At 37.9% G+C, this 14,757-nt stretch carries 7 protein-coding genes; 2 read left to right on the forward strand and 5 right to left on the reverse strand.

The window, feature by feature from the left end:
- Positions 1-31: 31 nt before the first annotated feature.
- Positions 32-2,497, forward strand: coding sequence for an ATP-binding protein (locus ACFINE_RS02155; protein WP_375620878.1), 2,466 nt, complete (start codon positions 32-34; stop codon positions 2,495-2,497).
- 51 nt (positions 2,498-2,548) lie between these two features.
- Positions 2,549-3,019: a tRNA (adenosine(37)-N6)-threonylcarbamoyltransferase complex ATPase subunit type 1 TsaE gene (gene tsaE, locus ACFINE_RS02160; protein WP_375612787.1), complete on the forward strand. Its 471-nt coding sequence runs from the start codon at positions 2,549-2,551 to the stop codon at positions 3,017-3,019.
- 689 nt (positions 3,020-3,708) lie between these two features.
- On the opposite strand, the gene trxA is transcribed toward tsaE, so the two are convergent.
- The 5 genes from trxA to ACFINE_RS02185 all read right to left on the reverse strand — a co-directional run bounded on the left by trxA (position 3,709) and on the right by ACFINE_RS02185 (position 14,430).
- Positions 3,709-4,032 (reverse strand): thioredoxin, encoded by a 324-nt coding sequence (trxA, locus tag ACFINE_RS02165; protein WP_375611361.1) that lies wholly within the window; start codon positions 4,030-4,032, stop codon positions 3,709-3,711.
- Positions 4,033-4,209: 177 nt separating this feature from the next.
- Positions 4,210-7,686, reverse strand: coding sequence for a double-strand break repair helicase AddA (gene addA, locus ACFINE_RS02170; protein WP_375620879.1), 3,477 nt, complete (start codon positions 7,684-7,686; stop codon positions 4,210-4,212).
- Positions 7,687-7,688: 2 nt separating this feature from the next.
- Positions 7,689-10,808 (reverse strand): double-strand break repair protein AddB, encoded by a 3,120-nt coding sequence (addB, locus tag ACFINE_RS02175; RefSeq protein WP_375620880.1) that lies wholly within the window; start codon positions 10,806-10,808, stop codon positions 7,689-7,691.
- Positions 10,809-11,194: 386 nt separating this feature from the next.
- Positions 11,195-12,769 (reverse strand): peptide chain release factor 3, encoded by a 1,575-nt coding sequence (locus ACFINE_RS02180; RefSeq protein WP_375620881.1) that lies wholly within the window; start codon positions 12,767-12,769, stop codon positions 11,195-11,197.
- Positions 12,769-14,430, reverse strand: a complete 1,662-nt coding sequence (locus tag ACFINE_RS02185; RefSeq protein ID WP_375620882.1) for a lysine--tRNA ligase — start codon at positions 14,428-14,430, stop codon at positions 12,769-12,771. The genes ACFINE_RS02180 and ACFINE_RS02185 overlap by 1 nt, the downstream gene beginning before the upstream one ends.
- Positions 14,431-14,757 lie beyond the last annotated feature (327 nt).

Below are 14,757 nucleotides of genomic sequence, written 5' to 3' on the forward strand. Positions count from 1 at the left end.
GTTTCCTTGGGTTAAAAAAGGGAAAGATGCCGTGCTCAGCTTTGGTGACTATAACCCCAAAGAAAAAACTCAAAAAGAGATCCGAATCTATACGTATATATTTTGCTTTTTTTTCTTTTTTTCTCCAACATGCGCTTTTGCTCAGTCATTGGAAGGTTATTTACCATTTTTCTTCACTTTGCCGAATGGTCCATGGCTGCTTTTAGCGCTGTGTGGAGGAATTTCTTGTGCTTCACTTCTCTTGTGTATAGCTGTTACCGTGCGTGCAAAAAAAACTGCACAGAAGCCTTTGAAGATAATTCAGGCAAATTTTTCTGAAAAACTTAAATATTATGAATGGCTTCTGGAAGAAACCGAGCAATTCCTTCTTATTTGGGAAAATCCAACAACCTTACCCCGTGTTGTTGGTGCTCTTTCTGCATTGCAAAAAATAGGAATCGATCAGAAAGATTTTCAGCGTTTTGAGCTCTGGGTTGAAGAAAATTCTCTGCGAGAACTTGATTATGCATTGACTCAACTACGTTGTAAATGTCACCCTTTTGATCTTTCTATCACCACCACAAACAATGTACCGCTACAAGTTACAGGAGTCATCGCAGGAACAGTCGCCATTGCTCGTTTTCAAGATATCTCAAAACAACAGAAAGAAAATTCTCGTTTACAGAAAGATATCGCCCGCCTTCTTACTGAATTGAGAATGCAGCGTAATCTTCTTGATCTTATTCAAGAGCCCGTATGGATAAAAGATTGTGAAGGAAAAGTTTGTTTTATCAATCGCGCCTTTAGAGAAATGACAGACTTTCGTGAAGACAGTGATGACGTGGGGGATCTTTTCAATGAAAATACACAACGCAAAACAGATGAAACAGAAACAATTTTTCAAGAACATGTTTATACGGTTATTGGTGGAGAACGGCACCGTTTTCATCTCACACGTATTACAACAGCTGAAGGGATGGCAGCTTTTGCACGTGATGACAGCGCATATGAAAATCTTGCTCATGAATTAAGATATGTTCTTCAAAGCCATTGTGAAACACTTGACCAAATTTCAACAGCTGTAGCCATTTTTGATACAAACCAAAAATTAAAATTCTGTAATCATGCTTTCAAAATTTTATGGCCGTTGGAGAGTTCTTTTTTAGAAAGTGAACCAAGCCATACATTGTTTCTTGAACGTTTACGTGAAAAGGGGCTCATTGCTGAACACCCTGATTGGCGCGCATGGAAAGAAGAACTTTTAAAAGCCTATTGGCAAACAGAATCGAACCAACAAATTTGGAATCTTCCAGATGGACGTACGGTGCGTGTTGTCTCGAACCCTCATCCACAAGGAGGTGTCACTTGGCTTTACGAAAACCTTACAGAAAAAATTGATCTTGAGCGCCGTTATAATACACTTATTAAAATACAAGGTGAAACACTTGATAAACTTTCTGAAGGTGTGGTCGTTTTTGGTACTGATGGACGCCTTCGCTTATCGAATCCTGCCTTGTCGAAATTGTGGTCTCTTCCTTATAATTTACTGGTAGAAGGAACCCATATTACGCAGTTACAAAGCCATTGTTCAGCCTTAACCTTGGGGCAAGAATGGGATCAATTTACCAAGTTCATTACCGGTTTTGCTGAAAAACGTGAAACATTTTCAGGTCGTATAGATCTTAAAAATGATATGATTATTGACTATACTCTGGTCCCTCTTCCTAATGGACAAACGATGCTTACTTTTGTGAATGTTACGGACACTGTCCATGTTGCGCGTGCTCTTCAAGAAAAAAATGAAGCATTAGAAAGTGCTGATCGTTTGCGTAATGAATTTGTCCAACATGTTTCTTATGAATTACGCACACCTCTCACCAATATTATTGGATTTTCCGATATTTTACGTGATCAAATTTTCGGCTCTATCAATGAACGTCAACAAGAATATCTTGAACACATTCATTCAGAATCAGGAACTCTTTTAAATATTGTTAACGATATTCTTGATCTTGCTACCCTTGATGCAGGCATTATGGAGTTGGACATAAAATCGGTTAACATTGCCGATGCTATGATACAAGCAGTAGCACGTGTAGAAGATCGCCTTAATGAACGTCATATTACGCTTTTACAACAAATTTCTCCTTCCTTAAATTCTATTTCTGCTGATGAAAAACGCTTGCATCAAATTTTTGTGAATGTACTGAGTAATGCTATTAATTTTGCAACGGAGGCGAGTACTATTGAATTTTGCGTCGATGAACAAGATGATAACATTGTCTTTAGCGTTCACAATCAGGGCTCTGACATCCCAGAAGACGTCCTTGATCGTATTTTTAAACGTTTTTCTTCCCATTCACACCATGGTGGGCGTGCGGGAGCGGGTCTTGGCCTTTCCCTTGTAAAAAGTTTCGTTGAACTACACGGTGGACATGTTGAAATTCTTACCGGTTCTGGAAAAGGAACAACAGTTAAATGTTTTTTCCCACTCTCCAAAGGAGATACGATTTTTTAATTTTAACCTTTATGATAACAAAAATTTTTCATCCATTTCATGGAACTTTTAATGAATTTTAGTTTTTTTCTTGAAAATGAAGAGGCAACAAAGCTTTTTGCACAAAATTTAGCTCTTTCTTTAAAGCCAGGAGATCTTGTAACGCTGCAAGGAGATCTTGGAACTGGAAAATCAACCATTGCACGTACAATCATTCAAACACTTGCGAACGATAACACTATGGATGTTCCAAGCCCTACTTTTACTCTTGTGCAAAGCTATCAACTTCCAAAGTTTGAAATTATTCATGCTGATCTTTATCGCCTTTCTATGGCAGAAGAAATTGATGAATTAGGGCTTCATGAAGCTCGTGAGAAAAATATTTTACTTGTTGAATGGCCAGAAAGAAATACAGCTCTTTTAGAGCTCGCCACTTTTGCACTCACCTTACACTATAAAGAACATGGGCGTCATGTAACAGTTAGATCAGCGCAACATTCCATTGAATGTTTGCAACAGTCTTTTACAATTCGTACATTTTAAAAAATATAGATATAATCATGGGCATCATCATTTTTTAGTTGGTAATATCTCAGGATATACCTATGAAATTTGAGATGATGAACAACATAAAGAAGGCTTCATGGAGGCAGCAACCATGGAAGATGAAACGAAGTGCTGACTCTTTCATATAAAAATGACATAAATTGCAAAGGACAGCCGTTAATTTATAGGAATTCATCAATTTATTTTAGAGAATCTGATACCTACAATTTTGATTCTAGAGAATAGTATAAGAGAATTTTAAATTGAAGTGGTAACCCTTTAGAAGAACATTCTATAACCTGTAGTGAATTGCTTGTTTCTTTCTGCTTAAAAATTGTGAGCTTCAGAAAAGTAATTTGCAAAGTTTTTGCTTAAAATCTCCTTTTATGTGTTGAAAGCACTATCTATCTCAATAGTCTTATCTAAGAAGAAATACCTTTATGAAATTATCATTCACCCAATATTTTTAACGCGCATATAAGGAAAGAATTGCCTATATTCTTCATACAAAGTAATTTTTTATAAAAATGGTCAATTGAATCATGCATAAAAGCACGAATTCTTAAATTCATTTAAAATTTTGATTTTTATTGTCTTTTCATTATAATATAATGCAAAAAAGAATATTTTAAAAAAGTCAAAAGGAGAGACAAAACTTCTCTCCTTTAGAGTGATTATATGTGGAATTAACTAAGCCCATCTTTTATCCATTCAGAAAGACGTCCTTTAGAGGTAGCGCCAACCATATTCGATGAAATATTTCCATTTTTAAACATTAATAATGTAGGGATAGAACGTACTCCGTATTGGGTAGCCAGTTCCGGATTTTCATCAATATTTACCTTAGCAATTTTAACTTGATTTTGCATTTCTATTGAAATTTCATCCAAAATTGGAGCAATCACTTTGCAAGGGCCACACCATTCTGCCCAAAAATCAACCACAACAGGGGTGGAAGAGGTTAGAACTTCACTTTCGAAATTGTCCTTATCAACTTTTATACACGTCATTGATTTATCCTTTATATTCACTTTTTATAGATTGGTATAATAACAATTCATATCAAGTTATTGCAAAGATAAATTATTAAAGGACTTTTTTACACCAGAGATTGTGCGTTGTGTTTGTTTGAGCGATTTTATGAAAGTAAATAAAGTGTAAAGATGATTTGCAAGGAAAAGAGTAGCTTATAAAGCAACTTCACTAAGAAATGCCTCAAGTTTTTCTGGAGGAAGTTTAAAAATTTTGGCTTCTTTACTGTAGATAAGCAGAGCCTGGATATCTTTATCGGGATGAATAGCTTGCAACAATTTTCGGTAAAGAGCTATTTGCAACCAGTGATGGGAAGCAATAGCAGCTTCATTTTCTGGTGGGGTTCCTGTTTTAAAATCGGCAAAGATAATGCTGTTTTGCGTGATGTAAAGACGGTCAATTTGACCAGAAATTGCTTGTTCTTTTCCACGAATTTTCACAATACCCATTAAGGAGACCTCAGCACGTGAATGCTCAGAGAAAAGGGGCTTGAGGTAAACATGATCTAATATTTTCCAAACATGGCGAAGAGCATCTTCTCTTTGGCTTTCATCCCAATGAGAGGCTTTGATATTGAGATAGTTTCGAGCATAATCTCGACGTTTTTGTGGGGGACAATCGGGTAAGTATTGTAACAATCGGTGAACGAGATTACCATATTCAATGGAAAAAGCCCTGTTGGTATTTTTTTCTCCCAAAACAGGCGAAACGCTATGATATTTTGAATTAAAAGAAATCTCGGTATCAGCCTCAATGGAAAGGCTCGCCACTGACGGTTTTAACGGTTTTGGTAACACTGGTTCTGCTGGTACTTTATGAGAGAAAAAAGCAGGTAACGCTGGTAAGGTTTGAGATTCAGTGCAAGGAACTTTTGAGTTTATAGAAGCAGAAGAAGCAGGTGTAATGCAATAACGCCAAGCTGCAATATCTTCCGAAGAATCTTTTATAGCAAGGGCATGCGGTTCGAGGGCTTTTTTTACGAGTTGTAACCATGTATGAGATGGCGTTTTCGGACCTTTATACCCACAAATAAACAAGCGATCTTCAGCGCGTGTCATTCCTACATAAAGAAGACGCCTATATTCTTCTTCTGCACGCTCTTTTAAATATGAAATTGCTTGTTTAGAGAGTTTTGTATTAAACTTTTCATTGGGATGCCAAATAAAGGCTTGTTTTCCGTTCCATTGTGCATTGTTTAAAGGAACTTTAAGCAAGTGAGGCGCATGCTGAGGATGCCAAATCGCACTGCCAGGATCGACTAAAAACACAACAGCAGCCTCTAGTCCTTTTGCAGCATGAACAGTCATAATGCGAATTTCTTCATTACTTTGTTCAAATTCACGTTTAATTTCTGGTTCGCTTGCACTTAATGTTTCTAAAAAAGCTTGTAATCCTGGTAATCCTGTTTTTTGAATAGTGAGCGTATAATCCATAAAAGCATCGAGCACATCATTTGCTTCAGATCCTAAACGGGATAGAATTTTTTGCCGTCCCTTATCATTATTCAAAATATGGCTATAAAACTCGAAAACTGGTATTTTATCCACTAAAGCGCGATAATGGTTTAGCTTTTCAAAAGCATCTTTAAAAGATACCTGCGATGATGTATGCGCACACAGACTTTGCCAAAGAGAGCCGGTGCGGTGTGCAGCAAGCTGATAGAGTTCCTCTTCACTAAGAGCAAAAAGTGGGCTTTTTAAAACACAAGCAAGAGAAAGATCATCTTGTGGCTGTAAAACAAAACGCGCAAGCGCCATTAAATCACGGATACTAATATGTTTGGTAAGCTGTAAACGATCAGCCCCTGCTACGGGAATATTACGGTGTTTAAGAGCACGAGAAAGAGCTGAGACAAATTGATCACGTTTACGGACCAAGATCATAATATCACTTGCACGTATTAAGCGTCCTTTTGCTGGAAGCATTTCGCCTTTTTGTAACCAGTCAGCAATCGTTTCAGCAATTTTTTCTGCTAAACGGACTTCAGGTGTATCTAAATGATTAACAGTTGCATGCCAATCTTGAGGAAACTCACTCGTTTCTTTTGAAATGGCATCCCATATAACAACTTCACCGGGACTGTGAACACGGATAGCTTCATGCACCGTTTTTGTATTTTCTGCCGAAAGTCCTTTATAGTTTTCTGGTGTTTCAAAAACAAGATCAACGCTTTTAAGAACATCTGCTGTAGAGCGAAAAGAATAATGCAGTTGTATTTTTTCAAATTGCTGATTTGTTTGCTGCACTTTTTTTTGAATAATTCGTCCATTTGCAGCAAAATTTTCTGGAGCAGCGCCTTGAAAAGAATAAATAGATTGCTTTTCATCTCCAACAGCAAAAAGAGTCCGTATGTTTGTTCGTTGGCTATACCCTGAAAAAAATTCCTGTGCCAACAGTTGAATAATTTGCCATTGCTCAGGGTTGGTGTCTTGTGCTTCATCAAGTAGAATATGATCAAGTCCCTGATCAAGTTTATAGTGCACCCATTGGCTTGCACCTTTGCGCTGTAACAAATGAAGTGTACGCTCAATAAGGTCATCAAAGTCTAAGAAGCCATTGGACTTTTTTAGATTCTTATAAATTTTGAGATAAATAGTACAGAGCTGAAAAGCAGCCATATTGAGGGTGGCAACCTTTGCGCATTGATATTTTTCTAAAAGAACAGAAAGCTTGTTTTGTTTATCTTCAAGCATTTGTTGAATAAAAGGCCAAATTTCATCTGATTTTTTATGAAATAAATGTGAAAAATTACGCGGCTCACCTTTTGTTGTAAAATAAATATCAGAAATAATATTGAGAATATTTGTCTCATCATGCACCTTTTCTAATTGGGAAAGTTTTGCCACCATATCCTTAAAGCTTTGATTACCATTGGTTTCACAATGCTTAAGAGCATAAAGAGGAAGGCGCGCTGTTTGTTTAATTTGTTCCAGAAGATATTGATTTGTTTCATTGGGCGCTAAGTTAAAAAGCGCGCGCAATTTTTCTTCTCCATTTTCAGATAAAAGAGAAGATAAAAAATCAGACAATTTATGTTGCTTTTCAACTGCCTCATAGAGCAATTGATTAAAAGTATGTTCGCTAATAACTTGAAGTAACTGTTGCAAAGCAGGTTGTACATCACGACGGGCTAAAAGTTCGCGACGGGATTCTTGTTGTAATTTTTTTCGACCGATATCATCGGGAAGTTCAAAATGCCCTGCAATATTGGCTTCTAACATAAATTGATGTAAGAGAGCTTCACAAAAAGCATGAATCGTTTGAATTTTTAAGCCACCAGGCGTTTCGAGGGCACGCGCAAAGAGTTGCCTTGCATAAGTTAGTTTTTGCGCATTAACAGGTTTTTTTTCAAACCGTGTTAAGGTTTCTTGCAGCTGTGCATCATCGAGCTCATTCCAACTAGAAAGCGTGCGAAAAATTCGTGATTGCATAACAGCAGCAGCAGCTCTTGTATAAGTAAGGCATAAAATACGTGCTGGAGGCGTACCGTTTAAAAGCAAACGGATAACACGTTCACTTAAAACGTGGGTTTTTCCAGATCCAGCATTTGCAGAAACCCACACGTTTTTTTGGGGATGTGTTGCTGTTGCTTGTGCATCAAGAGCGGCTTCAGGAATAGAAAAAAACGTCATGATTACTCTTCTTTATGAAAACCACTTGACCATTCCCACAACCGAGCCAAATGGTCGTAGTCACCTTCATATCGTTTTGACATGGGGACAGCATGTGAGAGATAGCCTTGTTGTGGATTTTGATAATAAGTTATGAGTGCGATAAGATTTTCCCATGCATTTTCAGCAAGATCAACAGCACTTAGATAAGTTTTTCCGTCTTTTTTCTTTAAAAGAATTGATTGGGATTTAATTTCACCTTTTTTGTTAAGGGGAATGTAAAATAAATTTGAGGGTGTAAAATCTTGAAAATCTGGGAAGCCCCCTTGTATGAGTAAAGCTGTTTCTAAAGCCAATTGCGGAAATAATAATTCACGAACTTGTTTTGATAAAGGAGGCGTTCCGGTTTTGAAATCTAGAATTTCAACCGTTTTATCTGGCAAAACATCAAGACGATCAGCACGTCCTGAAAGGGTTACCCCTGTTGTTCCTATAGGGATTTTTTGTGATACCACTTCCGAATATCGCTCTCGCAGTCCTAAACTTTGTTCCCATTGAATAAAGCGTGGAGCAAGATTTTCAAAACTATTCCACCAAATTACTTCAATATCGGGTGGAAAGTTGAATTTATCAAACTCTTTACGCCCAATAGCAAGCAGTACATTGAGTGCATTTGCAGCATTTGGATTTTTCATTTGTGTGCAAAAAGCTGCAAGAATAGCGTGATAAAGTGTTCCACGTTCTGAAGCGCTAGGATCATGAATAAGTTCTTTAAGTGGTTTGAGCCTTAAGATTTTTTTGGCATAAATAGCATAGGGATCATATCGCAATGTTTCTATTTCAGTGACTGAAAAATGGCGCGGGCGTATATCAAGAGGTGGAGAAGGGCAAGGACGTTCCACCTCAGAAGTTATGCTTGTATGATCAAGCATCTTTGCCCAATGGCGTAGTATTTCACCTCGTTCACGGATTTGTTCCCAAACCTGTTTTCCTACAACTGTTTCCATGCGTTGTAGCCAGCGTGATGGAATGGAAGGCGTATGATTAACGCGCAATGCGCGACTCATCACCACTTTATCCATTCCCATCGCCCATTGAAAATCATGCGCAGAAAGACCAATACGCTGCTCTGGTGGTTCCAGAGTTAACATCATTTTCATCGGTCGCGATAAAAAAGCATCATTTCGGGTTGATATTGGCCATGATCCTTCATTAAGACCGCCGATGACCACTGTATCAACCGTTTGCAAACGCGATTCCAAAGTACCCCAGATGAATAAACGTGGATGTCCTCCAGGCGAAGGTGCGACGGAACGAGTTGCTATTATGGCAGAAAACATAGCAGGCCATTCGCAAAGATGAAATGTTAATCCTGATTGATCACTGACCAATTCACGTAGAAACTTTGATAGGGCTTGTCCTGCTTCGTGTTGATAAAGATGTGCAAGAGAATTATCCTCATTGCGACCAAAATTTTCAAAAACCTCAACAGTTGCTATTGCAGCCTCATTGATGGTGCATTCTTTCTCTTGTTTCATAAGAGATGTTAAAGGTTCAACAGCTGTCCTCAAAAGATGACAAAGGAGACGTGCTTCTTCACATTTCTGCTGATCAAGGGTGTCGATTTCAGAACTATTATGAAAGGATGTATCAATCCATTTTTCAAGAAATTGATCACACTCGCAAAGATTGATGCCCCCTGTATTCCCTCGAAGAACAAAAAGTTCAAAATTTTCTGCCATTTCCCGTAAACGATGACGATTTTGTTGGAGTGTTGTAAGGGGATGTTTAAGAAGAGAAAGAAAAGCAATGGGATCATCAGGTTGCAATACATTTTCTAAGATAAGTCGTAAGAGAGTTACAGGCAATGTTTGTGCAAGTGGTATTCCGCCTGAATCATTTGCTTCAATTCCAAATCGCTGTAATTCCACGGCAACACGGCGTGCTAAATTACGGTCATTTGTAATAAGGGCTGCAGTTTTTTTGGGTTTTTCAATAGCTTTGCGTAAGGTAACAGCTATAGCGAGAGCTTCTTCACGTTCATTTATAGCTTCAATAAATGACCAATCTGCACAAAGATTTTCATAATCATCACGGACAATTTGTATCCATTTATCTGTTGTAGAAGCAGGTCGGAGTGCTTCTGATAAAAGAGCCATTCGTTTTTTCTTTGTTATACTTTGTTGGCCAATTTCGCAAACATGATGACGTTGACACTCCATGAGAGTTAGAAGTTTTTTTAAATGATATTGAGGATGGCTAAAAACATTTTCTGCAGGATCAAAAAAATCACAAGCTGTTTTTTCTTTATTGCTTGTGCTTAGTGCATTCCATTGTTCTTCATCCATATGAAGATCAAGGCCAGGAAGAACAACAGCCCCTTTGGGCAGAGAAGCTATAACCTTTAAAAGATGAGAAACTGCGGGCATAGAACCTGACACACCAGCAGCAATGATAAGTTTATCAGGCTGCGTGCATCGCAAAGTCTCTGCATGCATTGTGAGTGCTTGATTACGCCATTCCGCGGGATTGCTTCGTTGCCTTTCGGTCAAGATTTGTGGCCAATTTTGCGTAACAATAGTCAGAAAGTCGAGCGTTATTTGCCACCATTCAGCGACCATATCAGGTGCAATATCTTTAAGTTTCGACCAATCTGCTCCTTCTGTTTCAATTTCGTCCATCAAATGCGCTAAATCCTGAGCAAGCCAAATTGCATCAGCACTATGAGCCGGAATAAGTACATCTTCTGTACCAAACATGGCACGCAGATGCGCAGGTAAATTTTCACGCCATGGGCGAATAAGGCGCGCTAAAAGCAGTAAGCGTTCACTTTTTCCAATGGGTGGATTCAGAGTGCTGGTATGATTTTCAACAAAAAGGAAACTGTCTTCATCGACATCGCCTAGAGCACGAATGGTTGGTAAGAAAGTTGATTGTGTATCGCTTCTTTCAACAAAGGCTAAACGTAAAGCGCGAGCAGCACGACGTGTCGGAACATAAATAAAGCTATCGGCAAGAGCAGTTTGAATGTCTCCATTGGGAGCGAAATTATCAATAAGGGTACCGGAGAGCAGTGCCTCAACAAAGTGAGGCAAAAAAGCCATTCCAGAAGATATAGAAAAGACACGTGGTTTATAAGTCATATGATCTCATATTGGGAATAACAAATTTCATCTTATTGATTATTTGCTTTATTTTGACTGTATACAATTTTCATACAAGAAAAAACTGAAAAGCTCTATTTATACAGGAGATTTTTAGCTGACATTCAAAATACTGAAATATATGACCTTGTCTTAAGCTATTGTGAAAAAATATATCAAAATTTTAAAAGACGTTACAATTACAAATATATTATAACTTATTGAATATTATAAAATAAATTTACCGTATTCTTTATACAGTGCAATCTGAAAGTGTTCTTTACATACTCCTTTTGTTTTCAGAAAAAATAACAATATTCAGATCCCCAACTCAATATGAAAAATCATTATCAACCAAATTGTTACATAAAAAATTCTTCTTTACATTAAAAGCTTACTTGATAATCTTTAAAAGTAGAAAATTTTATCTTAGGAGCTCTTTCTGCTTCATAATTTAATGAAAAATGGTTCTCCGCTAAAAAAACTGGATCACCTTCTAAATCATACGCAATAGCAGAGCGGTGATTGCTGAGAAACTTTTGCAACTCATCTTTGCTCTGCGCTGAAATCCAACGGCATAAATTAAAGCGTGCAAACTCAAAATTCACTGGCAAAGAATATTCTATTTTTAATCGCTCTTTTAAAACATCAATTTGCAAAGCACCAATAACACCAATGAGAGAAGGCGACCCATCATCAGGAATAAACAATTGCACAACCCCTTCTTCAGCCATTTGTTGCAAAGCTTCTTTGAGCTTTTTTGCTTTCATTGGATCGCCCAAACAAACACGACGCAAAATCTCTGGTGCAAAATTTGGTACTCCCTTAAAGAGGATATCTTCTCCTTCAGTCAAAGTATCGCCGATACGCAATGTTCCATGATTAGGGATTCCTACGATATCACCAGCATAGGCTTGATCAGCAATTTGGCGCGAACGCGCAAAGAAAAATTGTGGAGCCGAAAGTGTCATCGGTTTTCCTGTTCGGACCAACTTTGTTTTCATACCACGTTCAAGTGTTCCCGAGCATACCCGAAAAAATGCAATACGATCACGATGATTAGGATCCATATTCGCTTGAATTTTAAAAACAAATCCCGTCATTTTAGGTTCAGTTGCTATGATATTGCGCTGATCTGCACTTTGATCACGAGGACTTTGACCAAAATCAATAAGTGCATTGATCAAATCACGAACACCAAAATTTCGTAAAGCTGAACCAAAATAAACCGGAGTCATATGACCTTCACGGAAAGCTTGAAGATCAAAATTCTTGCAAACACTTTGAGCAAGTTCTACCCCTTCAATAAAAGTGGAACGTTGATATTTAGGGAGTAAATGGACAACCTCACTGGGATTTGAAACGATCCGCTGTGTTATCTCATCATCTTTTTGGCGAAAACGGTTATGATGAAGGTCATAGGTCCCGACAAAATCTTTACCCGACCCAATGGGCCATGTTATGGGGGCGGTATCAAGAGCAAGCTTTTCTTCAATTTCATCTAAAAGCTCTATAGGATCACGTGCCTCACGATCCATTTTATTGATAAAAGTAACAATAGGAATATCCCGCATCCGACACACTTCAAACAATTTTAATGTTCTAGGCTCAATCCCGCGGGCCCCATCCAACACCATAACAGCACTATCAACAGCTGTGAGTGTGCGATAGGTATCGTCTGAAAAATCTTCATGGCCTGGGGTATCTAGGAGATTAAAAATATGATTTTCATATTCAAACGTCATCACCGAAGTCACAACGGAAATACCACGATCACGCTCAATATTCATCCAATCAGAACGGGTTTGAATACGATCTTTTTTGGCTTTTACTTCTCCTGCAAGTTGAATAGCACCACCAAACAATAAAAGCTTTTCTGTTAATGTTGTTTTCCCCGCATCTGGGTGAGCAATAATTGCAAATGTACGGCGTCGCTTTACTTCCTGCACTCTTCGTTCCATTATTCCTCCACAGGACGTGCAAGTGTTTCAGCAATCAGTGCACGCATTTCATTAATCCCATAAAGCGCTATAAATGATCCCCATCGTGGACCTCGCTCTTGTCCAAGAAGGACTTCATACAACATTTGAAAAAAAACATTAGAAACACCAGGCCCACCTTCAGGGCTTTTTTTGCTATGATCTTGATAGCGTTCCGTTAATCGTGCAACATCAAGAAGCATATTTTGTAATATGTTGCCATCAACAGTTTCAGGTAAATGAGCTAATTTTTCATCAATTTGTGCTAATGTTGCTCGTTCGCTATCATCTGGTATACGAAATTTCTTGTTTGGTTTAACAAAAACATCAAAATATTTAATGGCAAACTTCACCAATTGATCAAGTTCTGGATAAGTTTGTGCATTTGCTTCTTTAGCGTAACGAGAAATAAAACCCCAAAGAACTTCTGCATTCTCCGCATTTGAAGCACTTACCAAATTTAAAAGCATCGCAAAGGATACAGGCAAATCAACCTGCGGTGGACAACCATTATGAATATGCCATACAGGATTACTGAGCCGTTCTTGCCATTTTTGACGACCATAAGCAGAAAGATGAGCATAATATTCATCTACAGCTTTAGGAATAACATCAAAATAAAGCCTTTTTGCTGTTTTAGGTTTTGAAAACATATAAAGCCCTAAACTCTCTGTTGGGGCATAAGTAAGCCATTCATCAATGGTTAAGCCATTTCCCTTGGATTTGGAAATTTTCTGCCCTTTCTCATCTAAAAAGAGCTCATAGTTGAATCCTTCTGGGGGGGTTCCACCTAATACTTTACAAATTTTAGAAGAAAGATTTGTGGAATCGATAAGGTCTTTTCCGGCCATTTCATAATCAATGCTAAGTGCTGTCCAACGCATTGCCCAATCTACCTTCCACTGACACTTAACTTTGCCCCCCGTAACCTCTGTTTCTATGGTTTCTCCTGTTTCAGGTTCAATATAAGTGACAGTCCCTTTTTCAACATTACGCGCAATCATCGGTACCTGTAATACTTTTCCAGAAAAGGGAGAAATCGGTAGAAAGAGTGAATAGGTCGCTTGCCGTTCTTCACCTAATGTTGGTAAAATAATTGCCATAACCTTGTCATAACAGGCAAGGATTTTCAAAAGTGTTTCATCAAAACGACCGGAATTGTAATAATCCGTAGCACTTGCAAATTCATAATCAAAACCAAAACGATCAAGGAAAGCCCGTAACCGCGCATTATTTGCCGCTCCAAAAGAAGGATAATCATCTCCAAAAGGGTCGGGTACACGGCTCAACGGTTGACCAAGATAATGTTCCATCCTCTCGCGATCAGGCACATTCTCAGGAACCTTGCGCAAACCATCCATATCATCAGAAAAACAAAGTAATTTTGTTTTTACTTTATTCTCCGTGAGAATATGAAATGCATGACGCACCATGGTTGTACGTGCAACTTCCCCAAAAGTTCCAATATGCGGTAAACCAGAAGGGCCATAACCTGTTTCAAATATCACACTGTCTGGATAACCCGTTTTTTCATACCGTTTGATAATCTTACGTGCTTCTTCAAATGGCCAAGTTCTCGATTGAGAAGCTGCATCTTTTAATTCAGGCGTAAGGTTGAGGGTATCACACTGATCACGCATCATTATTTATCCTAAAAATTACACTCTTTCAAAATAGGGTGTATGGTTCTTGAATTTATTCGTCAATAATAGCAAGCAAAAAGATGAAAATTTCTTTATACTCTTAAGTCACTATACAAAAACCGCCCTCGTTATAAACATATTTTGTTCTGATAAAAATCAAAAACATTCAATATTATAAAGCAAAATTGACTTGTTTTGATTATCGAAGCCTCCATTGCTATTATTATCATGGGTTTTGCTTATTATATTTATTAACGCAGAAGATAAGCTTCTAGTATTGAACGAAAGAACGGTAAAAACCAACAGAAAAATGTTTAAACTAGGCAT

The organism is Bartonella sp. AA97HXZ (assembly GCF_042196985.1).
GTDB lineage: Bacteria > Pseudomonadota > Alphaproteobacteria > Rhizobiales > Rhizobiaceae > Bartonella.

Bases quoted from the DNA above. Each gene is read 5' to 3' on its own strand.
- addB (WP_375620880.1), bottom strand. From the start codon at position 10,808: ATGACTTATAAACCACGTGTCTTTTCTATATCTTCTGGAATGGCTTTT.
- trxA (WP_375611361.1), bottom strand. From the start codon at position 4,032: ATGACGTGTATAAAAGTTGATAAGGACAATTTCGAAAGTGAAGTTCTA.
- ACFINE_RS02180 (WP_375620881.1), bottom strand. From the start codon at position 12,769: ATGGAACGAAGAGTGCAGGAAGTAAAGCGACGCCGTACATTTGCAATT.
- addA (WP_375620879.1), bottom strand. From the start codon at position 7,686: ATGACGTTTTTTTCTATTCCTGAAGCCGCTCTTGATGCACAAGCAACA.
- tsaE (WP_375612787.1), top strand. From the start codon at position 2,549: ATGAATTTTAGTTTTTTTCTTGAAAATGAAGAGGCAACAAAGCTTTTT.
- ACFINE_RS02185 (WP_375620882.1), bottom strand. From the start codon at position 14,430: ATGATGCGTGATCAGTGTGATACCCTCAACCTTACGCCTGAATTAAAA.